The sequence below is a fragment of the Candidatus Rokuibacteriota bacterium genome, from assembly GCA_030647435.1.
In the GTDB taxonomy this organism is placed as follows: domain Bacteria; phylum Methylomirabilota; class Methylomirabilia; order Rokubacteriales; family CSP1-6; genus AR37.
The window spans coordinates 36,845-63,193 of record JAUSJX010000048.1 but is presented as its reverse complement, the minus strand read 5'-3'; the positions used below and the strand labels follow the sequence as shown (position 1 = coordinate 63,193).

The window sequence follows — 26,349 nt, the reverse complement described above, 5'->3', positions numbered from 1 at the left end:
GCTCCTGGCGGCATTCGCCGCCATCATCGGCTTTGGAGCTCTCGGGGGCTTCGGAGCGCCCGGGTCCGCCTGGGGCCAGCGCGGGATGCCCGAGAAGCCGCTGATCATGGCTTTCACGCCCTCGCGCGATCCAACGGCGCTCCAGGAGGCCGCGGACGCCTTCGTGGCGGCGGTCGCGCGACTGTCGGGCGTACCGGTGCGGGCGCAGGTCGCCTCGGACTACGCGGGCGTCGTGGAGGCGCTCAGAAGCCGCCGTGTGGACCTGGCTTTCGTCCACCCGGTGGGCTACGTCCTGGCCCGGCGCGAGGCCGGCTGTGAGATCCTCGTGCGTGACGTCTGGCAGGGCAAGACCGCCTACACCGCGCGCTTCTACGTCCGCAAGGCAAGCGGGATCACGCGCGTCGAGGAGCTTCGCGGCCGCACGATCGCCTTCGTGGACCCGGCGTCCAGCTCGGGCTACATCTACCCGATGGTGTTCCTGATCAAGCGCGGGCTGGTCCGGGACCGGGACCCGAAGACGTTCTTTAAGGACGCTCTCTTCGCGGGCACGCACGAGGCGGCGCTGCGCGCGCTCCTCCAGGGACGGGTGGACTCCGCCGCCTCTTTCGACTCGGCGCCCGAGATCCACCTGAAGGACCTCGCGCTCATCGCACAGCTCGCCGTGGTTGGCGAGACGCCGGAGATTCCGGAAGCGGGCATCTGCGCCCGCCCGGGGCTGCCCGCGGCCGCGATCCAGGCGGTCAAGCGGGCGCTGCTCGCCATGAAGAAGCCCGAGCACGCGGCGGTGCTGAAGCAGATCTACGACATCGACGGCTTCGTGGAGGCGCGGGACGCGGACTACGAGCCCGTCAGGGAGGCTCTGGAGCTGATGGACTACCGGCCGAATCGCTGAAGCGGGCGGGTTACTTGCGGTTGAGGCACTTGATCAGGCGCCAGCCGTTGAAGAGATTCACCTTGGCGGAGAGGTCCGGGATGAGGCCGACCTGCTCGAGGAGCGGCTCGAGCGGCAGGTTCGATTTCCAGCCCAGCCGCGTGCACACGGGCGAGATCAGGTCCTCGAGGCGCCCGACCACGCGGCGCTCGCTGCGGAAGTGGTTCAGGAGCACGATGTTGCCGCCCGGCTTGACTACCCGGCGCATCTCCCGCAGCACCGCGACGGGGTCCGGCACGGCGCTGATCGTATAGGTCGCCACCGCCGCGTCGAACTCGCTGTCCCCGAAGTCCATGACCGTGGCGTCCATCGCCTTGAGCGTGATGTTGTTGAGCGCGAGCTCCACGACCTTGTCCTGCGCCTTCTCGAGCATCTCCTCCGACAGATCGATGCCCGTGATGCGGCAGTTGGCGGGGTACAGCGGCAGGTTCAAGCCGGTACCGATGCCGACCTCGAGGATCTGCTCGCCGCCCTTGATGTCCAGGAGCCTGATGGCCTGCTCCCGCCCGGGGTGGAAGATCCAGTCGAACACGAAGTCGTAGGCGGGGGCGTAGATCTTGTAGGCCCGCTTGACCTGCCGTTTCTCCAACGCCGCGTCCACGGAAAATCGCCTCCTGCGGGGTTCTGCCGGTAAGCCAGAAGCCAGCCTCCGCACTTCTAACACACCGCGCCCACGGTTGCCAAGCGCTTTCTGACCTCTTGATCCTAAAGGAGAAACGTCGTCCGAATGACCCCCAGACCGGAGAGGGAAAAACGGCCGTCGTGGGCCCGTCTCGGGGCTCACTCGAGACTTCTCGCCGCCGGGTTGGGCGCGCCGGGGCGCTCCTGCGCCGCCAGCTGAGCTTCGAGCTGGCGGATGCGCGAGCGCAGCTTCCAGTGGCGCAGGAGGCCCGCGCAGGAGGCGAAGATGAGGCCGCCAAGCACGGACAACAGGATGACGAGGGCCAGGGGTATGCCCTCCGCGCTCCAGCCCAGGAAGCTGATATCGACCCGGACCATGTTCTGCAGCGCGAAGACTGCGCAGGCAGCCCCCACGAGGGCCATCAGGATGTAGGCGAGTGTCATCGCGCTCAGCTCCTTCCGCCGTTGGCGCCGAGGGCCCGGAGGAAGCGCTCCACGATGCGGGCCTGGCAGCCGGCGCCCTTCGTCGGCTCCTGACCGGACGCGAGCAGCGCGTCGGCGGGCAGGACGGCCTTGGCCATGGTCCGGTGGCCGCCCGCCGAGCCCAGGTCGCCGAAGGCCGCGCGCGTCACGTCACCCGCGCTCCTGACGTAGCCGACGCTGCGCACCGAGACGTGGATGTCTTCACCGACCACACCCGAGACCACCGACCATTCGACGCCCTCGGCCTGGAGTCCGAAGTCGGCGAACTGCGGAATCAGGTCCGCGGTGGCGACGGGGCCCAGGTGGGAGAAGAACACGCCCTTGACGATCTTGCGCTTGGCGAGCCCGGCCGCCAGGGCGTCGAGCGCGGCCTCGCCGAGGGCGGGGCGCTCGATGCGGCGCAGCGCGTTGTGGTTGGCGAGCAGGTAGAGGAACGCGAACGCGTCGAGGTCGGCGCGCGTGCCGCCCCGCTCGAGCCCGAGCGTGTCGGCCTTGATGCCGTAGAGCAGCGCCGTCGCCAGGCGCTGCGTGATCTTGACGTCCGCGGCCCGCAGGTACTCGACCAGGATGGTCGACGTGGCGCCGTACGAGGGCCGCACATCGCGGATCCGCGCGCGCACCGGCTCCTCGATCGGGTGGTGATCGATGACGAGGTCGACCTCGACGAAGCGCTCCTCGAGGAAGGAGGGCTGGAGGTCCACCATGGCGACCCGGTCGAAGCCGTGCATCTCGCGCGTCGTGATCGGCTCGACATCGATGTCGAGGATCTCGCACATGCCGATGTTCTCGGGCCGGGTGATGGTGCCGAAGGTGCAGATGGGCGCTCCCGTGCGGTTGCGGCCGAGCAAGGTTCTGAGCGCCAGGGCCGAGGCGATGGCGTCGGGGTCGGGATCGTCCTGCATCAGGATGAGGATGCGCGAGGCGCCGTCGAAGTGGGCGCGGATCTTCTCGACGCGCGTCCGCTCCTGGGCGCGCTCGAGCTCCGGCTGGAGCACGCGCTCGGCGAAGGCGCTCCACGGCACCGTGATGGCGCCGGGGACGTGGAGCCGATCGTCGCCCACGACGAGGACGGCCGCGTCGGGGAGCGCCGCGCGCACCGCCGCCGCGACCCGCGGCGTGCGGCCCGCCGGCGCCCCCACGACGAGAGGCCCGCGGCCGCGGCCGAGCGTGCGGCGATACGCCTCGGGGTCTTCGGGGTCACCGGTTATGGCCCGCGCCTTTCGCCGCGCGAGACGGGCGCGAAGCGCGGGGCGTGACACGAGGTAGAGCGGCGGCTCACCGCCCAGGGCGATGTGGCCCTCGAGGTGGAGGACGAGGTCTTCCGGCATGACCAGCACGGGCCGCATGGAGAACCCTCGGGAGGCTTCTAGCGGCGCGCCCGGCGGCGGTACGCGCGGGTGCCCGCCCGCACGCCGGCACGCACCGCGCGCGTCAAGCGGCCGGCTTTGAGTCCCACGGTATCCTTCGAGGCGGCCAGGGTGCGGGCGATCGAATCCAGGGACTCCTTGAGGGTGGTCTGCGCTCGGGTGATCTGGTCCGCGGCGCGGCGCTCGAGGCTCTCGAGCTTCGCGCGCGCGGCGCCCACGCTCCCGGAGGCCTCCGCGCGGAGCGTCTTGAGCTGGCTTTCGAGATGCGCGAGCCGCGTCTCGAGCTGCTTGAGTCGGGTCTGCGCGGCGCTCCGCGCGGGACGGCGCCTGGATCGCTCGGCCATGGGTCCTCCCGTGTAACGGCGTGGATGTATCAGCGCCTTTAACTGTACCTCATTGGCAACTGTACTTCATTGGCAACTGCACCTCATTGGCAGCTCTACCTCAAGGGCTAGCCGGCGGCAAGCATCTTGGCCTGCGGGACGGGCGGGGCCTCAAGCGGCGAAGGCCGTCCACAGCTGGAGCGCGAAGGCGGCGGCCGTGAGCGCGAGGCAGGCCGCGGCCAACACCCGGTGGATCCCGCGCTCGGGATGTTGGTCGCCCGCGCCGAGCAGGAGCGCCACGAGCACCCCGCCCAGGAAGCCGCCGGCGTGTCCCCAGTTGTCCACCCGCATTCCGGGGAGCAGGCCGACGACGAAGAGGATGAGCGCCCAGCGGCCGTACTGCCGGAGGACGGCGGCTCCGAAGAGGCCGCCGCGGCGCCTCCCGTACCACACCATGGCGCCCAGAACCCCGAAGACGGCGCCCGAGGCGCCGAGCGTGAACGGATTTCCCGCCGCGTTCGAGAGAAGGAAGCCCGCGGCGCCGCTCAGCGTGAATATCACGATCGTCCGTGCCTGCCCGTACACCTCTTCGACGTCCGGGAGGAGCTGGCGGATCCAGAGCAGGTTGAAGAGGATGTGCAGCAGGCTGCCGTGAAGATAGATGGCGGTCAAGACGGTCCACCAGTGGCCCGCCTGCCACGGCACCGCCCCCGCCATGCCGAGGGCAATGAGGGCGCGGCCACCGGGCGCGAACAGGTCGAAGACCCCGCGCGGAGCGAGCGCCGAGCGAGGATCGAGGGCGAGAGAGGCGATGTAGGCGGTGATGGCTACCACCGTCACCAGGGCGGCGAAGTCGAGCCCGCCGATGAGGCGGCCGATCGCGGGGCCGAAGCCCCAGAGTCCTGGGTTCCGCCGGCCGCAGTAGAAGCAGACGGAGGCGTCCACCCGGTTCAACTTGCCGCAGGCGTAGCAGAGGCTCGAGCCTGAACGCTGGCGGAACACGCTGTGGCGGCCCTAGGCGCCGTACTTCGCGAGGCGGAGGGCGTTGGCCATCAGGAGGGGCATGAGGTCCTGGGCGGGCAGGATCCCGAGGGCTCCGCCGGCGCAGTCGCGCTCGGTGAAGCGGCTGACATGATCGGCGCCGCAGTAGGCGCTCGACACCAAGGCCGGCACGGGCTGCCAGCCGTGCGCCGCGAGGATGGACGGCGTCGAGTGGTCACCGGAGACGGCCAGCACGTCGGGCCCGAGTGCCTGCACGTCGGGCAGCCGCGCGTCGAAGCGCTCGAGCGCCGCGACCTTGGCATCGAAGTCGCCGTCTTCGCCCGCCTTGTCCGTGTCCTTGTAGTGGAGGAAGAAGAAATCGAAGTTGCTCCAGTGCCGCTTGAGCGTGGCGATCTCGTCGGCGAAGGTCGGGCCCGTGTCGAGCACGTCCATGCCGACGAGGCGCGCGAGGCCGCGATACATCGGGTAGGCGGCGACGGCCGCCGCCCGCAGGCGGAAGGTGCCGGCGAAGAGCGGGATGTCCGGCTGCTTGTCGAACCCGCGCAAGAGGACCATATTGGCCGGCGCCGCGTCCCGGAGGAGCGGCCGCGCGCGCTCGACGAACTGGTTGACGGCAGCGGCCGCGCGCTCGGCCGAGGGCTCGAGCGCGCGTGCGCGGAGAGGCGGCACCCCGAGCGCCTGCGGATCGGTCTCCGATACGCGTCCCGAAAGCCCCTCGCCGCGCAGGACGAGGACGAAGCGGTGCTCCTTGACGGGCTCGATGACGATCGCCGCGCCGTCCACCGTGACGCGCCGAAGCTTCTCGCAGAGCTTGACGCAGAGATCCGTGGCGATGCGCCCGGCGCGGCGGTCGGTGATGCGCCCCTGGGCATCCACGGTGCAGAAGTTGCCGCGCGCGGCGACGTCGCCGGGCTTGAGAGGGAAGTCGATGCCGAGGGCCTCGAGGACGCCGCGGCCCACCGGGTGCTGGAGCGGGTCGTAGCCGAAGAGGCCGAGATGGCCCGGCCCGCTTCCCGGCGTGATGCCGGGCCCCACGTGGCGGAGGAGGCCGCACGCCGAGCGCTTTGCCAAGGCGTGGAGGTTTGGCAGGCGGGCCGTTTCCAGTTCGCTCTTTCCCGTGCCGGGGCGCGGCAGGCCGCCGAGCCCGTCGAGGGAGCAGAGGATGATCCTGGTGGTGTTCGGTTGGGCCAGGTCGTGCAGCAGGCCCAGGTCCATCTAGGCCGAGGCTTCCTTGTTCTCGCCGAAGTCGGGCGGCACCGTCGGCCCCCACGCGTAGAGCGCGTCCTCTTCGGCCCAGTCCCGCGGCTCCCAGGCGCACGCCTCGGGAATGTAGTCGAGGTCGTAGTAGTACTCGGCGAGGCTGCCCCACGGGTCGCGGATGTAGTAGAAGAAGTTCGAGCCGATGACGTGGCGCCCGAAGCCCCAGCCGGGCTGCCAGCCGCGCTCGATCATCCGCGCCGCCCCCATGCCGATCTCGTCGACGCTGCCGACCTGGAAGGATCCGTGGTGGAAGCCGGGCGCTGTGGACGTGAGAAGGGCGAGCGCATGGTGGTCGGTGCCGCAGCGCATGAAGGCGATGATGTTCCGCGAACGGTCCGACAGCTTCATGCCCAGCACGCGGGTGTAGAAATCCACCTGGCGATTCAGGTCGGGGCTGAACAGCAGGACGTGGCCCAGCCTGCGCGGGGCGATCGACATGCCCCGCGTCGGCGCTCCTCTGACCGCCTGCCGAGGCGCGTAACCGGGGCCGTTGAGCGCGGGGGGCGGGTCGGCGGGCAGCGCTGGCGCCGCCTCGTCGCGAATATTCACGAGATTGCCGTCCGGATCGCGCACCCAGATGCCGCCTGGAGGTGCGCCGCGCGGCGGATCGATCTCCTTCACGCCGGCCGCGGCGAGCGCCGTTCGGGTCTGCGCGAAATCGTCGCCCGTGGCGCCGTAGCAGAGGTGATGCAGGCGCTTGCGCGGCCCCGCGTAGAGCAGGACCGCCTCGCGTGCCTGGCGCGCGGGCTTGAGCCGCACCGCTAGGCCGTTGCCGGTCGCGTCTACCAGGCCGAAATCCTGGTAGTACTTCTGGCCGACCGTCTGGTCGGGCACCTCAAGCGCGTAGTGGAGAAACGATCTCACCGCCATGCCGGGCCTCCTGCGGCGACGCCGCTACGCGTCCTTGACGGGGTTCTCGAGGGTGCCGAGCCCCGTGATCTCGAGCTTGCAGACGTCGCCGGGCTGGAGCGTGACCGGCGGCTTGCGCGAGAACCCGACGCCGGCCGGCGTGCCCGTGGAGATGAGGTCGCCCGGCGAGAGCGTCATGATGTTGGTCAGGTACTGGATGATGTAGCCGAGGTCGAAGATGAAGTTCTTGGTATTGCCGTTCTGCATGAGCGTCCCGTTGACCCAGGTCTTCAGATCGAGCACGTGCGGGTCGGGGATCTCCGAGCGGTCGGCGATGTAGGGACCGACCGGCGCCAGCGTGTCGCCCATCTTGCCGGGGCCCCACTGGCTCGTGTGGAACTGAAAGTCGCGCGCGCTCGCGTCGTTGATGATGGTGTAGCCGTAGATGTAGTCGAGCGCCCGATCCCTCGGCACGAAGCGCGCCGTCTTGCCGATGACCACGCCGAGCTCCACCTCCCAGTCGAGGGTTTTCTCCCCGCGGGGCCGGAGAATGGGCTCGCCGGGATCGAGGATGGCATTGTTCCACTTGGGGAAGACCGGCGGCTCCTTGGGCACGGGGCTGCCCGTCTCCGCGGCATGGTCCTTGTAGTTGAGCCCGATACAGATGAACTTGCCCGGGTCGTTGATGGGAGCGTGCAGGCGCACGGCATTGGACGCGTGGCTGACCGGCTGGAACTTACCCGCCTTGGTCGCGTCCATCATGGCCCCGAGCATGTCCTGGGTGGCTGAGCCGCCCTCGAGGAAGCCGCGCGTGCTCTGGGGGAAGAGGGCGGTCGAGATGGCGGCCGAGCGGACGACCCCCTTGGCTGAGAGCCAGGCGGCACAGCTCGCCTCAAGGTCCACCACGCGGTCCTGGCCTATGAAGCAGCCCAGGCGCGGGGAGTGGCCGTTCTGAGAGAACCGGACGATCTTCATGTGGGGCCTCCTTAGAGTTCCCATGGGGGGTTCCGATGGGCGGCAGGGTGCCGCGGGCGGCATTCTAGCACCGTTTTGGGGGGCCGGGAGGCGGCTTGAAGTGGCTGGTTTTTCTTTGATATAGTCGCCACAGTGACTGTAAGGTAGAGCTCAGGATGTAGTGGCAGCAGCCCCCGACAGGGTCGGGGCAAAGAGCCGGTTACATGGAGGTACGACAATGAAGATCACCCCTTGGATCTCCGCGGCACTCGTGGCCGCCCTGTTCGTGACGGGTCCGCTGGCTCCCATGGCGGCCTTCGCCCAGGCCCCGCAGACGGCGCCCCCGGTCGAGCCTTCGCTGACCAGCCAGAAGCTGGGTCAGGAGCGCGTGCCCGTCGATCCTGTGGAAACGATGCTTATGCCCTCGGTCGAGCCTATTACCAGCAAGGATCCGACGGACGGTGACGCCACCGCGGCCGGTTTCATGAACGTGGTCTATGTCCCCGGCAAGGCCATCATCTGCACGGCGGGCGTCCTGACCTCAACCCTGGTCATGCTGCTGACGTTCGGCACCGCTTACCGCGCGGCCCGCGGCGTGTTCCTCGAGGGCTGCAGCGCTCCCTGGGCGCTGACGGCTGATTACGTGTCGGGCAAGATCCCGGGTCCCGGCGACCCCGGGTACGATCCCTCCGGCCGCTACTAGTTGGGCCGTATTCCACCGGAGTACCTCCCGCCCCGCGAGGCGTGGCCGGAGCGCGTCTACACGCTGCCGGAGCTCCGGGCCTACCCTCCGCGGCTGAATTCCACGGAAGAGCTCCTCGACCGCCACGTCGCCGAGGGGCGCGGCGACCGCGCCGCGATCCTCTTCGAAGACCAGCGGATCACCTACGCCGCGCTTGCCGCCCAGGTGAACCGCCTTGCCGGGGCGCTCCGGGGCCTCGGCATCGGGGAGGAGGACCGCGTGCTGCTGCGCGCCCCGTCCATCCCGCCCGCCCTCGTCGCCAACTTCGCGGTCATCAAGCTCGGCGCCGTCATCGTCCCGATCTCGCCGATCTTCTCGCGCGCGGAGATCGCCCACGTAGCGACCAACACCGAGGCAGTTGCCCTCATCGTGGCCCAACCGCTCCTGGAAGAGGTGGAGCGGGCGGGGGCTCTACTCGCGACGGTCCGCCACGTCATCGTCATCGGCGGAGATGCCGCCGAGATCCGCGCCAAGGGCTTCATCCCGTACGCGGACCTGATGGCCCAGGCGCACCCGCCGGTGGAGCCCGTGAGGCGCGACAGGCTGGCGGTCTCCGTCCTCCTCTTCACCTCGGGCACCACGGGCCTGCCCAAGGGCACCGCGCACGTCATGGAAGAGGCGCTGGTGGTGCCCGACACCTTCGGCCGTCACGGCTGGCGCGTCACCCCGGACGATGTCATCGGCGGGCCCGCGCCCTTGTCGGTGGCCGCGGGCTACTCCACCCAGGCCGTCATCCCGTTCCGTTTCGGCGCCGCAGCATCGCTCCTTCCACGATTCACCCCCGAGGCCATGTTCGAGCAGATCGGGAAGCACGGCATCACCGTCCTCTCCATCCTGCCCACGGCCTATCGCAAGATGCTCCAGGTCCCTGACGCGCGCGCGCGGTACGACCTCTCCTCGGTGCGCCTCTGCACGGGAGGGGGCGAGTCCCTCGGCGGCGAGACCTACCAGGCATGGAAGGACGCCTTCGGGCTCGAGATCTTCGAGGGGCTCGGCACGACCGAGATGATGTACGTCTTCGTTTCGTCCGCGGTCACGCGCCGGGTCAAGCCCGGGGCCATAGGCCCGGCGGTGCCGGGTTACGAGCTGCGCGTCATCAGCGAGGGGGGCAAGGACTGCCGGCCCGGCGAGGTCGGGCTCCTCGTCGTCAAGGGCCCGACCGGGACGCTCTACTGGCGTGACCCGGACAAGCAGGGGCGCGCGGTCCGCAAGGGCTGGTGCTTCGCAGGCGACTTCGTCACCATGGACGAGGAGGGCTACGTCACCTTCCTCTCGAGAGAGGACGACCTCATCAAGTCGTCGGGCTATCGCATCGGGCCCGAGGAGATCGAGGGCGTCATCGCCCGGCACCCCGCCGTGGCCGACTGCTGCGTCATCGGCGTGCCGGACGCGGTGCGTGGGCAGAACACGCGCGCCTACGTGGTGCTTACACGGGAAGCCGCGCCAAGAAAAGGGCTCGAGCGGGAGATCGTGGACTCCTGCCGCGACGCGCTGGCCGTATACAAGCTGCCGCGCGAGGTGGTGTTCGTCGACTCGGTGCCGCGCGCGCCGGGTCCGGCCGGGCCCGGCACGGGCAAGCTCCTCCGCCGCGTGCTGCGCGACGCCGCCGTCTAGGCCGTCGACGCGGCGCATGGCCCGCTCCCGCCGATGGGCCGTGCCGCTGGTTTTTGTTTTGCTGCTGGCGGGCTTCGCGGCCGGCATCTGGGGCAGCTATCGTGAGGTCTACCCCGGGCGGGGTCTCTTCCGGGTCACCGGGGTCTTCGAGGGGCGCGGGGGCGACACGCTGATCCTCGTCAGCCACGACGCCGCGCCCGGCGTCATGGACGAGATGAGCAGGATGGCCTTCTACGCCGAGACGAAGGAGATGCTGGACGGCGCCGGCCTGCGTCGCGGAGACCGCGTCCGGCTGACGGTGAGGCAGCTGCCCGACCGCTATCTCGTGGTGGAGATCCGCAAGATCCAGTGAGAGGGGAGGCGCTCCATGGCCGATGAGGACTTCTCGCCCGAGACGCACCGCTTCGCCCCACCGCGCTACTTCGACGACTTCCGCGTGGGCGAACGCTTCTACATCCCCTCGCGCACCATGACGGACGCGCTCTTCGCGGCCTTCCAGCTGGCTTCGGGCGACAACCACCCGATCCACTACGACCGCCCCTACTGCCGCGCGCACGGCCACCGCGACCTGCTGGCCCACGGGCTCATGGTCGCCGCCCAGGGCGCGGCCGGCGCCGGAATCTTCCCGCACGTGGTCGGCGACGCTCTCGTGGCCTTCCTCGACCAGTCCTCGCGCTTTCTCAAGCCCGTCTACGCGGGCGACACGCTGTATCCGATGCTCGCCATCACCCGGCTCGAGCCGGGCCGCACGACAGGCGTCGTGGCGATGCGCGTCACCATCCACAACCAGGACAAGGAGCTGGTCATGGACGGCGAGCACCGGTATCTCCTGCGAAGGAAACCCTGAGGAGGACCCCCAAGGAGGACCCAATGCCCTACCGCATCAACCACATCCATCTCAAGGCGTCGGACCCGCGACGCACCGCCGAGTGGTACGTCGGGGCGTTCGACTTCAAGATCGTCAACGACGAGACGCGCGTCTTCGGCGACCGCTTCGTGCGCTGCCAGAGCGCCGACGGCGGCATGGCGGTGAACATCTCGGGCCCGCGAACGGGAGAGACCCTCCGGGCGGGAGACGCCTCTGCCCACTTCGGTCTCGAGCACTTCGGCTTCGACTCGACCGACATCGAGTCCGATATCCGGCGGCTCGAGGGGCTGGGCGCAAAGCTTCTCGAAGGCCCCATCCAGGTGCCGAACGGCGGGCGCATCGCCTTCATGCGCGCACCCGACGACACGCGGGTCGAGCTCGTCCAGCGCTCGACGATCGCGGGCGGCTGCTGCTGACCCGCCACCGATCCGTGACACGCCGACTGGGGGCGGGGGGCCTTCCCCGTGGACCACGCTGACTCGCGGGCGCGTCGCGCCGTCTCGATGGAGCCATGAGACTCTTGTCTCCGGCTTCGGCAACGCGCAGAAGATACGGGTCCACGGGGAAGGCCCCCCGCCCCCAGTCGGCTCCCCGCGCGGGAAATCCTAGGCCGCGAAACCGAACGAGAGGGTGCCGGCAGGTCGTTGACGTAGCGGTGAGGGCGGGGCTGGGGGGTGCCCTCCTCGGACCCGTATCTTCTGCGCGCCGCCGAAGCGTAAGACCGGAGTCTCGTGGCCCCGTACGAGAGGACGCAGCCCGCCCGCGAGTCAGCGTGGTCCGAGGAGGGCACCCCCCCCAGCCCCGCCCGGTGAATCACGAGGCCTTGGGCACGCTAGAAGGGCGAGGGGGTGCCCTCGGGGAGCGGGACGTCGAAGGCGAAGAGCACTGCCGCGATGGTCTGGTAGTAGCCTGCCAGGACCACCAGCTCGATGAGGCCGGTCACCCCCACCTCCTGCTGGATCTCGTCCTGGAGGGGGGACGGCACCGACTCTCGCTGAAGGACGTGCTGCACCACCCGCGCGGCCCGCACGTAGCGCGCGGGCAGGCCGGCCAAGTCGCCGCGCGCTCGGATCCGCTCGATGACGTCGTCGGGCAGACCCTCCTTCTTCGCCACGGGCGCGTGCATGACCCACTCGAACGGCTGGGCGACGTGGCGCGCGGTGATGAGGATGGCGAGCTCTCGCAGATCTCCCGGCAGGGTGGCGCCGAAGCGCAGGTACTCTCCGAGGTCCGCGACGCGCTCGGCGAGGGCCGGGTGATGCATGAGCGGGACGTAGGGGCCGCGGATCTTTCCGCGCTTCGTGGCGATCCGCTCGTACACCTTCTGCGCGGCGGGGTCGAGCGAGCCGAGAATGTCGGGGAGCCTGGCCATCGCTCAGCGCCCCTTGAAGACGGGCTCGCGCTTCTCGACGAAGGCGCGCGCCGCTTCCTTGTGGTCCTCGGTCATGCCGGTGCGGGTATGGTGCCAGGCCTCGAGGTCGAGCTGGTCCTTGAGCGAGCCCGACTCGGCGGCATTCATATTGCGTTTCATGTAGCGCAGCGCGACGCGTGGGCCGCTCGCGATCTTCCCCGCCAGCGCCATGGTCTCCTGCTCCAGTTTGGCATCGGGCACGACGCGGTTGACGATGCCGAGCGCGAGGGCCTGGCTGGCGTCCACCAGCTCGGCGGTGTAGTAGAGCTCGCGCGCCTTGGCGGTGCCGACCAGCTGGGTCAGGAAATAGCTCCCGCCGAAATCGCCCGAGTAGCCGACGCGAGCGAAGGCGGTGCCGAACCGGGCATTGTCGCTGGCGACGCGCAGGTCGCAGGCCAGCGCCAGCGAGAGCCCCGCGCCCGCCGCCGCGCCGCGCACCATGGCGATGGTGGGCTTGGGCATCTCGTGGAGGAGCCGCGAGGTTTCCATCCGTGAGCGGAGCGCCTGCGCCTTCTCCTCCATCGTGGTGCCGCCGAGCTCGTTGCCCTCGGCCATGGCCTTGACGTCGCCGCCCGCGCAGAAGCCGCGGCCCGCGCCCGTGAGCACGACCGCGCCCACCGCCGGGTCATCCGCCAGCCGATGGAGGGCCTCCAGCATCGCGTCCAGCATCGGGCGCGACATCGCGTTCAGCCGGTCGGGCCGGTTCATGGTCAGCACCGCGACGCCGTCCTTGATCGTCTCGAGCAGGTCCGTGGTCATCGGGGAATCCTCCGGGCTGGATACGGTGACATGCGCTATTTGGGAGCCGAGAGCATCCGCACATGCGCGACCAGCGCGCGGATCTCGGGGTCGGTCAGATGATAGCCGAAGGCGGGCATGCCGGGCTTGCCGATCGTCGCCCCGCCGTCCTTGATCAGGCCGAAGAGGTAATCGTCGGAAAGCCGGGACATGGCTTCGCGGTCCGTCAGGTCACCAGGCCGGATGAAGAAGATAGTCGCGCGCCACGAGCCCCGGCCGTTGGCGCCGTGGCAGGTGGCGCAGCGGGTGAGATACGCGCGCTGCACGGCCGTGGCGGTCTTCGGGACCGGATGCGGCAGGAAGAGGAGGGCGAGGACGCTTCCGGCCAGCAGCAGCAGGGTGGGAGCCAGGATGACGAGCAGCCATTTCGCTTTCACCCGCCGGAGCATACCACGCGCGCGCTCAGGCCCACGCGGGTGCTCAGCTGATGTCGCGCCCCACGTCGAGCAGCGCCCGCGCGAGGCGCGGATCGTCGCGGAGCGCGGGCCCGCTGCCTTCGAGCGCCACGCGCCCCTCGTCGAGCAGGTAGCCGCGGTGGGCGAGGCGGAGCAGCCGGCGCACGTGCTGGCCGGCCAGGAGCACCGCGACTCCGCGCGCCGCGACGGCGCGGATGGCGTCGCCGACCTTGTCCGCGACTTCGCGCCCAAGGCCGAGGAAGGGGTCGTCGAGACAGAGCACCCGCGGGCACGCCATGAGTCCGCGCCCGAGCGCCAGCATCTGGCGCTCTCCGCCCGAGAGGTTCTCGGCGAGTCCACGCTGCCGTGTCTCCAAAATAGGAAAGAGCGCGAAGACCTCCCGGATCGTCTTGTCCGCCCGCGCGTGCGCGCGGGGGAGGAAGGCGCCCAGCTCCAGGTTCTCGCGCACCGAGAGCGGCTCGAACGCGCGCGCGCCCTCGGGGACCATGACGAGCCCGCGCGCGGCGATCTCCCACGGAGGCGAGTGCCCGATGGGTAGGCCGTCGAGGAGGAGGCTGCCGCGCGTCGCGCGTAGAAGCCCGGCGACCACCCGCAGGAGCGTCGACTTGCCGGCGCCGTTGGGCCCGAGAAGCACGACGATCTCGCCCCCGGCGGCGTCGACCGAGGCGCCGCGGAGCACCTGCGCTAGGCCGTAGCCGGCGTGGAGCTCGCGCGCTTCGAGCTGCGGCACGGGCTCACTCATCGGCGCCGCCGAGGTACGCCTGGGCCACGCGCGGCGAGGCGAGCATGTCAGAGGCCGGACCCTCGGCCGCGATCACGCCGCCATTTAACAAAATCAGGCGGTCGGAAACGCTCGCGAGCGTGCCGACGGAGTGCTCGACCGCGACGATGGTGATCCCGCGCTCCCTCAGCCGCGCGTAGAACCGCAGCACCTCACCGCGGCCCTGCGGCGACAGCCCCGACGCGAGCTCGTCAAGCAGGAGGAGGCGCGGGCGGGTGGACAGCGCCACGGCCAGCTCGAGGCGCTTCATCTGCCCGAGCGAGAGCTCGCTCGCGCGCGCGCCCGCCTTGTCGTCGAGCCCGACGATGGCCAGGAGCCGCTCGCCCTCGCGGCGGCGATCTGCGGCGCGAATCAACGTCCACCTTCTGCTGAGAGTTACACCCACGAGAACGCTGTCCAGAACGGTCAGCCCCGCGAAGGGGCGTGGGATCTGGAAGGTGCGCCCGATGCCGAGCCTGCCGAAGGCCCATGGAGGTTTTCCGGTGACGAGGGCGCCGTCGAAGCGGACCGCGCCCGCCGTCGGGCGGAGGAGCCCGCCCAGGACATTGAGGAGCGTGGTCTTGCCCGAGCCGTTCGGGCCGAGCAGGCCGATGACCTGCCCCTCTTGGACTTCTATGTCGATCCCGTCGAGAGCGCGGACGCGGCCGTAGTCCACGCAGAGGCCCCGGCCTTCAAGGAGCGGCACGGCGGCGCCTCCCGACGAGCCCGCCCAGTCCCCCCGGCAGGAAGAGGACGGCGGCGATCAGCGCAAGCGCGTACCCGACCTGGTGGAGCGCGGGGAGCAACGGCTGGAGCACGAGCTCGCTCGCGAGGTAGAGGCCGACCGCCGCCGCGGGAGGGCCCAGCGCGGTGCGCGGCCCGCCGAGCGTCGCCATGATGAGCGGGGCCAGGGAGTACCAGGAGCTGAACACGAGATCGGGCTCCACGACGCGGACCATGTGGGCGTAAAGCCCACCGGCCGCCCCGGTGAGCCCGCCTGAGAGCGCGAAGGCGGCAAGCTTCCAGGCCGCCGGGTTGACGCCGAGCAGGCTCGCCCGCTCCGAATCTTCGCGCACCGCGGCGAGCGCCAGCCCCAGCCGCGAACCGGTCATCCATGTGAAGACGGAGAGCGTGATGGTCAACAGGAGGAGCGCCAGGTAGTAGGCGGCGGCGCGCGGCGACGACGCGGAGCCCGGCAGGGCGGGGATGCCGACGATCCCCGCGCCGCCCCCGGTCAGCCGCTCCCAGTTGAGCGCGATGCCCCGGCCGATCTCAGCGCAGGCGAGCGTGGCCAGCGCCAGCGGCGCGCCGTGGAGCCGGAGGGCCGCCACGCTCACGAGCGCGCCCGCTGCCGCGCCGGCAGCGGCGCCGAGCGCGAGCGCGGCCCACGATGCGACGCCGTGGATCGCGGCGAGGGCCGCGGCATAGGCGCCCACCCCGAAGAAGGCCGTCTGGCCGAAGGAGATCTGCCCTCCCCAGGCAAGAACGCTCCAGGCCGAGGCGAGGGTGGCAAGGATGAAGGCGGTCGCCAGCAGATGCAGGTAGTAGGGAGGAAGGCCGGCGGCCGGCAAGAGCGCGAGCAGCGCCGTCACCGCCACGAGCCTCGAGCGCTTCCCGCTCATCGTGGGCGGCCGCCGGCCGTCATCCCGCAGGCGAGGCTGCCGCCGCGGGCCATCAGCGAGAGGAGCAGCACAGCCGCCACCAGGGTCTCGCGCCAGCCGGGACCCGCCCACGCGACGCCGAGCGTCTCGACGAGCCCGAGCGCGATTCCCGCCGCCAGCAGGTTCGGAATTCGCCCGATGCCGGCCCAGAGCGCCAGCACGATGCTGACCATGACGAGGGGTCCGCCGGCCGCCGGGTGGACGTAGTGGAGCGTGGCGAAGAGCACGCCCGAGGCGCCCGCGAGGGCGGACGACAGCAGCAGGGTCGTGAGCGCGGCGAAGTCGGTGTTGATACCGAGCAGCGCGGCCGATTCCGCGTCGAGGGCGGTCGCCCGCGCGGCGCGGCCCCAGCGCGTGCGCGTGAGGGCCACCCAGAGCAGGGCAATGACCGCCAGCGCCGCCGAGGCGGCCGCGAGACGGCCCCGGTTCAGAGTGACGGGGCCGAGATGGAGGCTCGCGGTCAACGGAGAGTCGGCGATCAGCCGGTAGTCGCTTCCCCAGAGCGCGCGCATCCCGTCCTGGAGCAGGAGCGCCACGCCGAAGCCCGCCGTCAGGCTCGTGAGCTCCCGGGGCTCGGGCAGCCTGCGGAGCAGCGCGTGGATGCCCCAGCCCAGCGGCAGGAGCGCCGCCGCGGCCACGGGCATGAGCCAGAGGGGACCGAGCGCGGAGCCCGCCCAGAGCCAGTTGCCGAGATAGCCGCCCACGACGATCATCTCGCCGTGGGCCAGGTTCAGCGCGCGCGTGACTCCCAGCGTGAGCGCGAAGCCCGACGCCACGAGCGCGTAGAAGCAGCCGAGGAGCGCGCCGGAGACCACGGCCTGGAGGAAGGACGACAACGACAGGACGGGCGCTCTACCCCTTCACGGCGCCGGCCGTGAGCCCGGAGACGTAGTAGTCGAGGAAGAGCACGTAGACGATCACGATGGGGATGCTCGCGAGCAGCGCCCCCGCCATGAGCGAGCCCCAAAAGTAGATGTCGCCGCGGATCAGGTCCGACGTGACGCCGACCACGGCCGTCTTGTTCGCCGACTGTGAGATGAAGGTCAGCGCGTAGGTGAATTCGTTCCAACAAAGCGTGAAGCTGAAGAGCACGGCGCAGATGATCCCCGGCAGGGCCATCGGCAGCACGATCCTCCAGAGCGTCTGCATGCGCGTGGCACCGTCCACGAGCGCGCACTCTTCGACCTCCCGCGGGATGGTGCGGAAGTAGCCCATGAGGAGCCACGTGCAGAAGGGCACGAGGAAGGTCGGGTAGGTGACCATGAGCGCCGTGATCGAGTCGGCGAGGCCGAGCCAGACCACGACCTGTGAGAGCGGCAGGAAGAGGAGCGTGGGCGGGACGAGGTACGAGATGAAGATGGCGGTGCCGAAGGAGGCCGCGCCGCGAAACTGCAAACGGGCCAGGCTGTAGCCTGCCAGGATCGAGATGACCACGGAGACCGTCGTCGCCACGACTGCGACCAGCAGGCTGTTCTTCATCCAGGTCACGAATTCGGTCTTCGCGAAGAGGAAGGTGTAGTGCTCCGTGATCACCCCGGTCTGGATCCAGAAGGGGATGGACTTGAGGTTGTACAGCTCGGCGTTCGACTTGAACGACGTCACCGCCATGAAATAGAACGGAAACAGCACGAAGAAGATGTAGGGCGTCAGGTTCGCGTACGCGAACGCGTTCGAGCGGATGCGGGCGCCACGGCTCCTCGCGAAGGCCATGGCTATTCCTTCCGAACGTACTGGAGCTGGAAGAAGACCACCAGCGCCAGGAGCGGGAAGATGAAGAGGGAGATGGCCGCGCCCTGTCCGAGATTCCCGCCCTGGAGGCCCACCTGGTACGCGAGGGTGGCGAAGAGGTGGGTCGTGTTGATCGGGCCGCCGCGCGTCAGCACCTGGACGATGTTGAAGTCGCCGAAGGTGAAGATCGTCGAGAAGAGGATGACCACGGCGAGCACCGGCTTGATGAGCGGCAACGTCACGTGCCAGAAGCGGTCCCAGGAGGTCGCGCCGTCCACCTCGGCGGCTTCCATGTACTCGCGGGGCACGGCCATCAGGCCCGCCAGCACCGTGATGGCGAAGAAGGGCAGCCCCCGCCAGACGTTGACGGTGATCACGGCCGCCATGGCGTACGTGGACTGCCCGAGCCAGTTGGGCCCCGGCGCGTTGATGAGATGCAGCCGGATCGCGGTCCAGTTGACGACGCTGTAGAGCGAGTCGAACATCCACAGCCACGCCAGCGTCGAGAGCGCTGTCGGGATGACGAAAGGCAGGAGAACGATCCCGCGAATCACGCGCTTGAACTTGAGGTTGCGGGCCAGGAGCATCGCGAGCCAGATGCCGAGGACCATCTTGAGGCTGACCGCGATGCCGGTGAAGACGAAGGAGTTCTGGACGGTCTGACGGAAGGTCTCGTTGCCGAGGATGTCCCGGTAGTTCGTGAGGCCCACGAAGCCGCCGGGCGACCCGACCCAGTAGTCCGAGAGGCTGAACCAGATCGCCATCCCGAACGGGAAGGCGACGAGGGTGACGAGCAGGACGATCGCCGGCACGATGAGGCCGTAGCCGAAGACGTGCTCCTGCTCCCACCACTCGCGGAGACGGGAGAGGCGGCCGGGACGCGGGAACCCGGCCGCCTCGAGGACGCGGGGACCGACAGCCATCCTACCCCTTCAGCTGTCCCTTGACGGCGAGCGCGACCTGCTCCTGGGCCCAATCCATGGCGCGCTTGGTCGGCATGCCGTTGATGGCCTTGGCGACCATGTCGGTCATGATGTAGTTGTCGTCGATGCGCTGCACGGTGTCGCTCGGCTTGGCCGGCCAGCCGCGCGGGTGCGCGTACTCGGCCTCCTTGGGCAGCATGGCGAACTTCGGGTTCCGCGCCCAGATCGGGTGGTCGGCGAGGTTCTTGAGCGGCGGGTGGTTGAAGGCGTTCGACGCCACGATCCAGGCGTCGTAGTTCTGCTTCTGGAAGAGGTACGCGACGAACTCCTTGGCGAGCTCCTGGTTCTTCGAGAACTTCCAGATGCCGAGGCTCAGGATGGGCGGCGCCGAGTGCCTTCCCGCCGACCCGGCCAGGCTGTTGTGGTGGTTGATGTCGTCGGCGATGGGCTGCTTGTTGGCGAGCGCGGCGTTGTACGGGCTGACCGGGTTGTGGATCCAGGAGCCCTTGCCGGAGAGCATGAAGCGGTTGTTGCCGGCGTCGTCCCAGGACAGCACCTCGGGCTCCATCGCGTCCTTGTAGAGCTCCTTGTACCACTCGATGACCTGCGCGGTCTTGTCGGAGCTGATGCCGGGCGTCTTGCCGTCCGCCTCCAGCACCTTGGCGCCGAAGGACCACGCCACCGACCAGTACGTCGAGTGCGCGTCCGAGCAGTGGCTGATGGGGAGGCCGACCGGGTTGCCCTGCTTCTTGAGCACCTTGCCCATCTTCAGCAGCTCATCCCACGTCTTCGGCGGGCCCTCGAAGCCGGCCTTCTTGAAGTGGGCCTGGTTGTACGTGCCGGGGAAGGAGATCCAGAACCAGGGGATGCTCTTCCAGCCGGACTTGGTCTGGCTGCTCTCGGCCGAGAAGCTGTACCAGCCCCCGCCCTGCTTGCCGACCTTCTCGACCACGTCGTCCACGCTGAGGAGGAGATTCTCGTAGAGGAACGGGTCGGCGCCCGCCGTCCTGTACATGTCGTGGCCGGACTGGGACTGGGCCTCGGCCGCCACCTTGGCCGGCATCTGCAGATGCGCCATGGTGTCCACGCGCACCGTGCAGTTGGCGACCTTGCCGAAGGCCTCCGCCTGCTTGCGGAGCTCGTCGTCCGAGGCCGGGACGAAGTGGTTCCAGGAGAGGAAGGTCAGCTCGCGCTTCTGGGCGAAGGCGGGAGCCTTGCCGAGGGCGAGCCAGGAGGCCATCCCGGCGGTCGCGCCGGCGGTCGTAGCGAGGAACTGGCGTCGGGTCGGGACACGTCGATCGGGCTTCTTCATCCAAGGCCTCCCTGTGGCAGTGGGAGATCGGGTCGACAACGCGAGAACCAAGCCGGTAGCGTCTCTCACCCCCTCGAGATAGGTCAAATGGTGAGTTTTTGTACCGTCACCCGGGGACATTGTCAAGGGTCACGTGCCTCACCGCCGCCGCCGCCGTCACCGGCCTCGGCCGAAGAAGCCCCCCGTCGGGCGCGCGTGGGCGTGCCAGTGGTCGGGGATGTTCCGCATGTGGCCGTCCAGGTAGAACGCTCCCAGCTCCGTTGCGGCGACCTCCCGCAGGCGTTGGTGCATGTGCACTACGTGCCCGTCGGGCGGCTCCGTGCCGTGGTGGCGCCAGACCACCATGGGCACCGCGCAGAGCTCGCACTCGGCGATCCAGCAGATCTCGTCCTCGTGGTACCAGGGGGTCAGGCGGGCCGCCCGGCAGAGATCGCACCCGTCCACTCGCACGAAACCGGTCCGCGACTCCCCGCCCATGCTCACCGTGCCGCGGCTTGCGCGCGCTCCTGCGGCCAGACCACGACGTGCCGGCCGTCCTGGATCTGGAGGATGACGCGCTCGTAGGAGACGGGGTCGCCGCGCTCGTCGAAGCGCACGCGTCCCATGGGCGTCATGACGTCGGCCGCGGCCAGGGCGTCGCGAAGCCCGGGGCCCGTGAGCGGGCGCCCGCTCCGGGCGGCGGCCTCCAACGCAGCGAGCAGGGCCCGCGCCGCCGCGTAACCATGCATGGCGAGCGGCACCGCCTGGACTCCAAAGCGCTTCGTGAACGCCTCCACGAAGGCTTGGGAGTCAGCTTCTTGTCCGGGCGCGGCGATGCCGGGCTGCCAGGCGGTGGTGCCGTAGAGCCCTTCGGCTGCGGGCCCCAGGCTCCGGATCACGTCGGGGAACTCCATCCCGAAGGCGCCGAGAAAAGCGCGGAGCTTGACTCCCCCCTGAGCCATCTGGCGCACGAGGACCAGGTGGTCGGCGAAGAAGGTGTTCGAGATGAGCACGTCGGCGCCCTGGTCTCTGACGCGGGCCAGGAGCGGCGTGAAGTCCGAGAGCCCCGCGGCCAGCGGCTCGTAGACCAGGACGCGGACGCCCGCCCGCTCGAAGATTTCGCGCTGGCGCCGCGCGAGCTGGGTTGCACCCGGGGTCGGCGAGTACAACACGGCGACGCGGCGGGCCCCGAGCCCGGATTCCACGAAGCCCGTCATGGGGCGGACATAGCCGGCCAGGCTCGAGATGCGGAAGAAGTAGCGGTTGCCGCGCCCGGTCAGTCGCTCGTCGAGCGAGGCCGTGGCGAGATAGGGCACGCGCGCCCGGTCGGCCACTTCGGCGATGGGCCCGACGAGGCTGTCGACGTAGCCGCCGATCAGGGCCACCGCCTGGCTGCGCCCGGCCAGCTCCTCGGCGGCGCCGATCGCGCGCTCGGGGCGGCCCTCGTCGTCACGGGAAAGGAGGAGCAGGTTTCGCCCCGCGATGCCGCCGCGCGCGTTCTGCTCCTCGATCGCCAGCACGATGCCCTGGTGCACGGTGGTGCCCTGGAGCGCGAGAGCGCCCGTGAGCGGGTTGATCTCTCCGATCACGATGGGCTCCGCCGCGCGCGCGGGAGCAGCCCCGGCGGCGGCGAGGCAAAACAGGAGCGCGCCCTGGAGGGCGCGCTCGGTGAGGCTCGTCACGGGCGGGCGGCTACTTGATGACCGCTTCCGTCTTCGTGTCGAAGAAGTGGATGCGGTCGGGAATGAAGGTCAGCCGGATCTTCTCGTGCGGGCGCGTCCTGACCGAGGGCTCGACGCGGGCCACGATCTGCTGCCCCGCCGCCTTGGTGTCGAGCAGGATCTCGGCGCCCAGCGGCTCCACGACCTCGACCACGGCCTCGAAGGAGAGGTCCGCGGAGTCCGAGCTCGCGCCGACGCGCAGGTCCTCCGGGCGGACGCCGAGCGTCACGGGCTGGCCCTTGTAGGCCATCAGGCTCTGCGCCTTCTGGGGCGGCACCTTGATCTTGATGCCGGCGGCCTCGGCGAAGAGCGCGCCGCTGCCGTCGGTCAGCGTGACGGGGATGAAGTTCATGGACGGCGATCCGATGAAGCCCGCGACGAACTTGTTCAGGGGCTTGGCATAGATCTCCATGGGCTCGCCCACCTGCTGGACCCAGCCGTCCTTCATGACGACCACCCGCGATCCGAGCGTCATCGCCTCGACCTGATCGTGGGTCACGTAGATCGCGGTAGTTTCCAGGCGCTCGTGGAGCCGCTTGAGCTCGACGCGCATCTGCACGCGCAGCTTGGCGTCGAGGTTCGACAGCGGCTCGTCGAACAGGAACACCTGCGGGTGCCTCACGATGGCGCGCCCCACGGCGACGCGCTGGCGCTGGCCGCCCGAGAGCTGGCGCGGCTTGCGCTTGAGCAGCTCCTGGATGCCGAGGATCTCAGCGGCGTCCTGGACGCGCTTCTGGATCTCGGGCTTCGGGAACTTCCGCATCTTGAGGCCGAAGGCCATGTTGTCGTACACGCTCATGTGCGGGTAGAGTGCGTAGTTCTGGAACACCATGGCGATGTCGCGGTCCTTGGGCGGCAGGTCGTTGACGATCCGGTCGCCGATGGCGATCTCGCCGGAGGTGATCTCCTCCAGCCCGGCGACCATGCGGAGCGTCGTGGTCTTGCCGCAGCCCGACGGCCCGACCAGGACCATGAACTCCTTGTCCCGGATCGTCAGGTTGACGTCCTTGACGGCGTGCACCTCGTCGTACTTCTTGTTCAGCTCCTTCAGCACGACCTGCGCCATGGGCGACCTCTTTCATTCTTGGGAGTCGGACACCCGCGCCGGAGGCCAAGGCCCCCGCGCGAGGGATACTAGCACAACCGGACGGCGCTTGGTATCCGCCCCGGCCTACCCCTTGACGGAGCCGGTCAGGCCCGTCACGTAGTACTCGACGAAGAAGGAGTAGACGACCGCGACTGGGATCGAGCCCAGCAGCGCCCCCGCCATGAGCTGGCCCCAGAAGTAGATGTCACCGCGGATCAGCTCCGAGACCACGCCGACCGGAACCGTCTTTTTCTCGGGCGAGGAGAGGAAGACGAGGGCGTAGATGAACTCGTTCCACGACAGCGTGAAGGCGAAGATGCCCGCCGAGAGGATGCCGGGGATGGCGATCGGGAAGATGATCCAGATCATGGCCCCGAAGCGCGTCGCGCCGTCGATGCGCGCGCACTCCTCCAGCTCCTTCGGGATGGTCTTGAAGTAGCCCATCAGGAGCCAGGTGCTGAACGGGATCAGGAAGGTCGGGTAGGTCAGGATGAGCGCCCACGGCGTGTCGCCGAGCTGGAAGGCGCGGATGATGTTCGCCAGCGGGATGAAGAGGAGCGTCGGCGGCACGAGGTAGGTGACGAAGATGGAGGTGCCGATCGTGCCGGCCAGCGGGAACTTGAGGCGCGCGAGCGCGTAGCCGGCCAGGAGCCCGCAGAAGAGCGAGATAGCGGTGGACGCGCAGGCGATGAAGAAGGTGTTCCAGAGCCAGTGCGGGAAGTTGGTCTTGGCGAAGAGGTCCTGGAAGTGTTCGAGCGTCGGGTGCAGCGTCCAGAAGGGCGCGTTGTTGACTGCGCGCCAGGATCGGTAGAGCTCCGAGTCCGGGCGGATGGCGGTGATCAGCATCCAGTAGAAGGGGAAGAGCGTCCCGATCACGAATACCGTGAGCGGAATGTAGAAGTACACCCACCGCTTCCACTTCTTTTCGATGACCATTATGTTCCGGGGGGGAGCGCCCGCCGCTCCCGCTGAGGGTTGGCTCGGCTCGCCTGCGGTTGCGCCTCACAAGGCAATCCCGGGCCCCCCCACCGGGCCGCATGGCGAAGAGCCCGCTTGCCCGTCTGTTCTTCCCGGGTGGCCATTCGAGACACTCTAGGCGCCTTCGAGGCGGCGGAGATAGCGGAGCTGGAGCCAGACGACGATGAAGAGGACGGGGAGCATGAAGAGCGAGATCGCGGCGCCCTCGCCCAGGAGCCCCGTGGCGATACCGATCTGGTAGGCGTACGTCGCCAGGAGGTGCGTGGCGTTGGCCGGGCCGCCGCCCGTCAGGACGTAGATCAACTGGAAGTCGGAGAAGGTCTGGATGATCGAGAACACCACGACGACCACGGTCACGGGCTTGAGGAGCGGCCAGGTCACGTGCCAGAACCGGTGCCAGCCGTTGGCCCCGTCGAGCGAGGCGGCCTCGTGGAGGTCGGGGCTGATGGTCTGCAGCCCCGCCAGCAGCGTGATGGCGAAGAACGGCATGCCGCGCCAGGTGTTGACCACGATCGCGCACCACATGCCGTAGGTGCCGTCGGAGAGGAAGGGCAGCTTCGTCGTGATGAAGCCGCCCTGGTAGAGCATCCAGTTGAGCACGCTGAACGTCGGGTCGAACATCCAGCGCCAGGCGAACGTGCTCAGCACGGTCGGCACGATGAAGGGCAGGAGCATGGCGGCCCGCACGATGCGCTTGCCGCGGAAGTGCCGGTTGAGCAGGAGCGCCACCCACATGCCCAGCGCCAGCTTGAAGATCGTCGCCCAGAAGGTGTAGAAGCCGGTGTTCCAGAACGCGGTCCGGAAGATCGAGTCGTTCCACGCCTTGACGAAGTTCTTGATTCCCACGAACTCGCCCGGATTGCCCACGCTGACGTTTGACATTGACAGCCACACGCCGATCACGAACGGGTAGGCGATGAAGAGCCCGAGTAGGAGGATTGCCGGCGCCAGCAGGAGTGTCGCCAGGAGGCGCTCGCTCTCGAGCCAGCGCGTCATCCGCCCGGGGCGCGATGCGCCGGCGTGGGGCAGCGCGGCCGCGATTCCGGCCGCGCCCCCCGATCCCCCAGCAATAGGCTTCTTCATGTCGGTCGCCGCGCCCTGTCCCTGGCTCGCCAGCCGCCGCAGTGCTGACCGCGGCGGCTGGCGCCGTGCGGAACGCTTATTACCCTTCGTAGATCTTCTTGAGCTCGCCTTCGGCCCACTTGACGGCGTCCTCGGCCTTCATGCCCTGGACGGCCTTGGCGTACATGTCCACGATGATGTACTTGGAATAGGCCTCCGTAGAGTTGGCGCTGGCAGGACCCGCGTAACCGAAGATGCGCGTGTCGCGGGCGGCCGTGCGAAACATCTGGAGCGGCTTGTCGATCTTGCCCCACATGGGATTCTTCTCCCACTCCTTGGTGGCCGCCACGCTGTACCCCTCACAGATCTGGAACCACTTCTCGTAGTTCTCCTTCTTGTGCATCCACCGGAGGAGATCCTTGGCGAGCTTCGGGTTCTTCGAGTACTTCATGATGCCGTGGGCATTGCTGAAGTACAATGGGTACTGCCCCACCGCCCCCTTGAGGGGGAAGAGCGCGTGGTCGATGTCGCGCCACAGCGGCTCACCCTTCTCGTCCTTGAGCTTGTCCTGCTGGCGTTTGGCCACGATGTAGATGGAGGCGCCGTTCAGCGTGGCGCAGATCTCGTTGGCATGGAAGGCCCGGTTGTTGTTGGAGTCGTCCCAGGCGAGCCCGCCCTCGTCGCAGCCTTCCTTCCACAGCGCCGTCATGTACTTGACGGAGTCGAGGGCCCCCTTGGAGTTGATGGCCACCTTTTTGCCGGTCTTGTCGGTCTCGGCTCCGCCGAACGACCACAGGAGCGGGTAGGCCCAGGTGGGGGCGTCCCCGAAGGTGTGGCCGAGGGTTTGCCCGTACGGCTTGCCCTTCTTCTTCAGCTCGGCCGTGGCCTTGCGCAACTCGTCCCAGGTCTTAGGGAATTCGTTGAAGCCGATCTCCTTGAACCACGACTTCCGGTAGGCGATGGCGTTGCCGACGATGGAGTGGGGCATGCCGAGCCACTTGCCCTTCACATTCGCGGCGGCATTGAACACGTCGTAGAAGCCGCCCTGATCCTTGGCCACGGCGTTGGCTACGTCGCTCACGTCGACCAGCGAGTTCGCGTAGAGATGGGCCCAATTGTAGTAGAGCATGAAGATGTCGGCGCCCGCGCCCGACTGGACGGCCGCGGTGATGCGCGGCTGCAGGTCGTTGTACCCGATCGTCTCGAGCGTGACCTCGGCGCCGAGGGCCTTGGAGGCCTCCGGCATGCCCTCCTTCTTCAACCACGCGTCGGCCTCGGGGATGAAGTCGTTCCATCGGACGATGTGGAGCTTCGTCCCCTGGGCGAAGGCCGGCGCGCGGCGCGCGGCCAGGATCCCCTCGATGCCGGCGGCGGCTCCCACCGCCACGCCCGTCGTTTTGATGAAGGTCCGGCGGTCCACCTGCCGGCTGTTCGCCGCCCCGTCCTCGCGCTTCTCAGTCGTCATTGACCATGTCTCCTCGTGTTGGTGAAGTGTCTGT

Annotated in this window: 30 protein-coding genes; 6 read left to right on the top strand and 24 right to left on the bottom strand. The window is 69.1% G+C overall.

Annotated features, from left to right (window positions below; genetic code table 11):
* Positions 1-4: 4 nt before the first annotated feature.
* Entirely contained in the window at positions 5-892 is an 888-nt protein-coding gene (locus Q7W02_08930; protein MDO8476304.1) for a phosphate/phosphite/phosphonate ABC transporter substrate-binding protein, read from the top strand.
* A 10-nt stretch (positions 893-902) separates the two neighbouring features.
* On the opposite strand, the gene Q7W02_08925 is transcribed toward Q7W02_08930, so the two are convergent.
* From Q7W02_08925 to Q7W02_08890, 8 genes are all read right to left on the bottom strand, one after another.
* Positions 903-1,532 (bottom strand): class I SAM-dependent methyltransferase, encoded by a 630-nt coding sequence (locus Q7W02_08925; protein MDO8476303.1) that lies wholly within the window; start codon positions 1,530-1,532, stop codon positions 903-905.
* Positions 1,533-1,711: 179 nt separating this feature from the next.
* Entirely contained in the window at positions 1,712-1,996 is a 285-nt protein-coding gene (locus Q7W02_08920) for a LapA family protein (protein MDO8476302.1), read from the bottom strand.
* 5 nt (positions 1,997-2,001) lie between these two features.
* Complete coding sequence (locus tag Q7W02_08915) at positions 2,002-3,381, bottom strand: DHH family phosphoesterase (GenBank protein MDO8476301.1); 1,380 nt, start codon at positions 3,379-3,381, stop codon at positions 2,002-2,004.
* A gap of 20 nt (positions 3,382-3,401) precedes the next feature.
* Positions 3,402-3,746: a hypothetical protein gene (locus Q7W02_08910; GenBank protein MDO8476300.1), complete on the bottom strand. Its 345-nt coding sequence runs from the start codon at positions 3,744-3,746 to the stop codon at positions 3,402-3,404.
* Between the two features lie 150 nt (positions 3,747-3,896).
* Entirely contained in the window at positions 3,897-4,727 is an 831-nt protein-coding gene (locus Q7W02_08905) for a rhomboid family intramembrane serine protease (protein ID MDO8476299.1), read from the bottom strand.
* Positions 4,728-4,739: 12 nt separating this feature from the next.
* Complete coding sequence (locus tag Q7W02_08900; GenBank protein MDO8476298.1) at positions 4,740-5,942, bottom strand: 2,3-bisphosphoglycerate-independent phosphoglycerate mutase; 1,203 nt, start codon at positions 5,940-5,942, stop codon at positions 4,740-4,742.
* On the bottom strand, positions 5,943-6,857 hold the full coding sequence (locus Q7W02_08895; GenBank protein ID MDO8476297.1) for a VOC family protein: 915 nt from the start codon (positions 6,855-6,857) through the stop codon (positions 5,943-5,945). It lies immediately after the preceding gene.
* Between the two features lie 24 nt (positions 6,858-6,881).
* On the bottom strand, positions 6,882-7,811 hold the full coding sequence (locus Q7W02_08890) for a fumarylacetoacetate hydrolase family protein (protein ID MDO8476296.1): 930 nt from the start codon (positions 7,809-7,811) through the stop codon (positions 6,882-6,884).
* Between the two features lie 217 nt (positions 7,812-8,028).
* On the opposite strand from Q7W02_08890, the gene Q7W02_08885 reads away from it, so the two are divergent.
* From Q7W02_08885 to Q7W02_08865, 5 genes are read left to right on the top strand one after another with little or no spacing between them, the layout of a single operon-like run.
* Positions 8,029-8,493: a hypothetical protein gene (locus tag Q7W02_08885; GenBank protein ID MDO8476295.1), complete on the top strand. Its 465-nt coding sequence runs from the start codon at positions 8,029-8,031 to the stop codon at positions 8,491-8,493.
* On the top strand, positions 8,494-10,146 hold the full coding sequence (locus Q7W02_08880; protein MDO8476294.1) for an acyl-CoA synthetase: 1,653 nt from the start codon (positions 8,494-8,496) through the stop codon (positions 10,144-10,146).
* A 16-nt stretch (positions 10,147-10,162) separates the two neighbouring features.
* On the top strand, positions 10,163-10,498 hold the full coding sequence (locus Q7W02_08875) for a copper-binding protein (protein ID MDO8476293.1): 336 nt from the start codon (positions 10,163-10,165) through the stop codon (positions 10,496-10,498).
* A gap of 15 nt (positions 10,499-10,513) precedes the next feature.
* Complete coding sequence (locus Q7W02_08870; protein ID MDO8476292.1) at positions 10,514-10,993, top strand: MaoC family dehydratase; 480 nt, start codon at positions 10,514-10,516, stop codon at positions 10,991-10,993.
* Between the two features lie 23 nt (positions 10,994-11,016).
* On the top strand, positions 11,017-11,430 hold the full coding sequence (locus tag Q7W02_08865) for a VOC family protein (protein ID MDO8476291.1): 414 nt from the start codon (positions 11,017-11,019) through the stop codon (positions 11,428-11,430).
* Positions 11,431-11,846: 416 nt separating this feature from the next.
* Here the strand turns inward: Q7W02_08865 and Q7W02_08860 are convergent, their stop codons facing one another.
* The 16 genes from Q7W02_08860 to Q7W02_08785 all read right to left on the bottom strand — a co-directional run bounded on the left by Q7W02_08860 (position 11,847) and on the right by Q7W02_08785 (position 26,315).
* Complete coding sequence (locus Q7W02_08860; GenBank protein MDO8476290.1) at positions 11,847-12,386, bottom strand: carboxymuconolactone decarboxylase family protein; 540 nt, start codon at positions 12,384-12,386, stop codon at positions 11,847-11,849.
* Between the two features lie 3 nt (positions 12,387-12,389).
* A complete protein-coding gene (locus Q7W02_08855) occupies positions 12,390-13,184 on the bottom strand; it encodes an enoyl-CoA hydratase (GenBank protein ID MDO8476289.1) in 795 nt (264 codons plus the stop codon).
* A 35-nt stretch (positions 13,185-13,219) separates the two neighbouring features.
* Positions 13,220-13,600 (bottom strand): cytochrome c, encoded by a 381-nt coding sequence (locus tag Q7W02_08850; protein MDO8476288.1) that lies wholly within the window; start codon positions 13,598-13,600, stop codon positions 13,220-13,222.
* Positions 13,601-13,643: 43 nt separating this feature from the next.
* Positions 13,644-14,381 (bottom strand): ABC transporter ATP-binding protein, encoded by a 738-nt coding sequence (locus Q7W02_08845; protein ID MDO8476287.1) that lies wholly within the window; start codon positions 14,379-14,381, stop codon positions 13,644-13,646.
* Positions 14,374-15,105 carry an ATP-binding cassette domain-containing protein gene (locus tag Q7W02_08840; protein ID MDO8476286.1) on the bottom strand — a complete coding sequence of 244 codons (732 nt, stop codon included), beginning with the start codon at positions 15,103-15,105 and terminating at the stop codon, positions 14,374-14,376. Before Q7W02_08840 ends, Q7W02_08845 begins: the two co-directional genes overlap by 8 nt.
* Positions 15,092-16,021: a branched-chain amino acid ABC transporter permease gene (locus Q7W02_08835; GenBank protein MDO8476285.1), complete on the bottom strand. Its 930-nt coding sequence runs from the start codon at positions 16,019-16,021 to the stop codon at positions 15,092-15,094. The genes Q7W02_08840 and Q7W02_08835 overlap by 14 nt, the downstream gene beginning before the upstream one ends.
* Complete coding sequence (locus Q7W02_08830; protein ID MDO8476284.1) at positions 16,018-16,896, bottom strand: branched-chain amino acid ABC transporter permease; 879 nt, start codon at positions 16,894-16,896, stop codon at positions 16,018-16,020. The genes Q7W02_08835 and Q7W02_08830 overlap by 4 nt, the downstream gene beginning before the upstream one ends.
* 16 nt (positions 16,897-16,912) lie before the next feature.
* Positions 16,913-17,770: a carbohydrate ABC transporter permease gene (locus Q7W02_08825; GenBank protein ID MDO8476283.1), complete on the bottom strand. Its 858-nt coding sequence runs from the start codon at positions 17,768-17,770 to the stop codon at positions 16,913-16,915.
* A gap of 2 nt (positions 17,771-17,772) precedes the next feature.
* Positions 17,773-18,711: a sugar ABC transporter permease gene (locus Q7W02_08820; GenBank protein ID MDO8476282.1), complete on the bottom strand. Its 939-nt coding sequence runs from the start codon at positions 18,709-18,711 to the stop codon at positions 17,773-17,775.
* Between the two features lies 1 nt (position 18,712).
* The gene (locus tag Q7W02_08815) at positions 18,713-20,023 is read right to left on the bottom strand and encodes an extracellular solute-binding protein (protein MDO8476281.1); all 1,311 of its coding nucleotides are present in this window, start codon (positions 20,021-20,023) and stop codon (positions 18,713-18,715) included.
* Between the two features lie 156 nt (positions 20,024-20,179).
* Positions 20,180-20,500, bottom strand: a complete 321-nt coding sequence (locus Q7W02_08810; GenBank protein ID MDO8476280.1) for a hypothetical protein — start codon at positions 20,498-20,500, stop codon at positions 20,180-20,182.
* A 2-nt stretch (positions 20,501-20,502) separates the two neighbouring features.
* The gene (locus tag Q7W02_08805) at positions 20,503-21,684 is read right to left on the bottom strand and encodes an ABC transporter substrate-binding protein (GenBank protein MDO8476279.1); all 1,182 of its coding nucleotides are present in this window, start codon (positions 21,682-21,684) and stop codon (positions 20,503-20,505) included.
* Positions 21,685-21,694: 10 nt separating this feature from the next.
* Positions 21,695-22,789, bottom strand: a complete 1,095-nt coding sequence (gene ugpC, locus Q7W02_08800; GenBank protein MDO8476278.1) for a sn-glycerol-3-phosphate ABC transporter ATP-binding protein UgpC — start codon at positions 22,787-22,789, stop codon at positions 21,695-21,697.
* Between the two features lie 105 nt (positions 22,790-22,894).
* Complete coding sequence (locus Q7W02_08795) at positions 22,895-23,746, bottom strand: carbohydrate ABC transporter permease (protein MDO8476277.1); 852 nt, start codon at positions 23,744-23,746, stop codon at positions 22,895-22,897.
* 156 nt (positions 23,747-23,902) lie between these two features.
* Positions 23,903-24,871 (bottom strand): sugar ABC transporter permease, encoded by a 969-nt coding sequence (locus Q7W02_08790; protein ID MDO8476276.1) that lies wholly within the window; start codon positions 24,869-24,871, stop codon positions 23,903-23,905.
* 79 nt (positions 24,872-24,950) lie between these two features.
* Entirely contained in the window at positions 24,951-26,315 is a 1,365-nt protein-coding gene (locus Q7W02_08785; GenBank protein MDO8476275.1) for an extracellular solute-binding protein, read from the bottom strand.
* Positions 26,316-26,349: the final 34 nt, after the last annotated feature.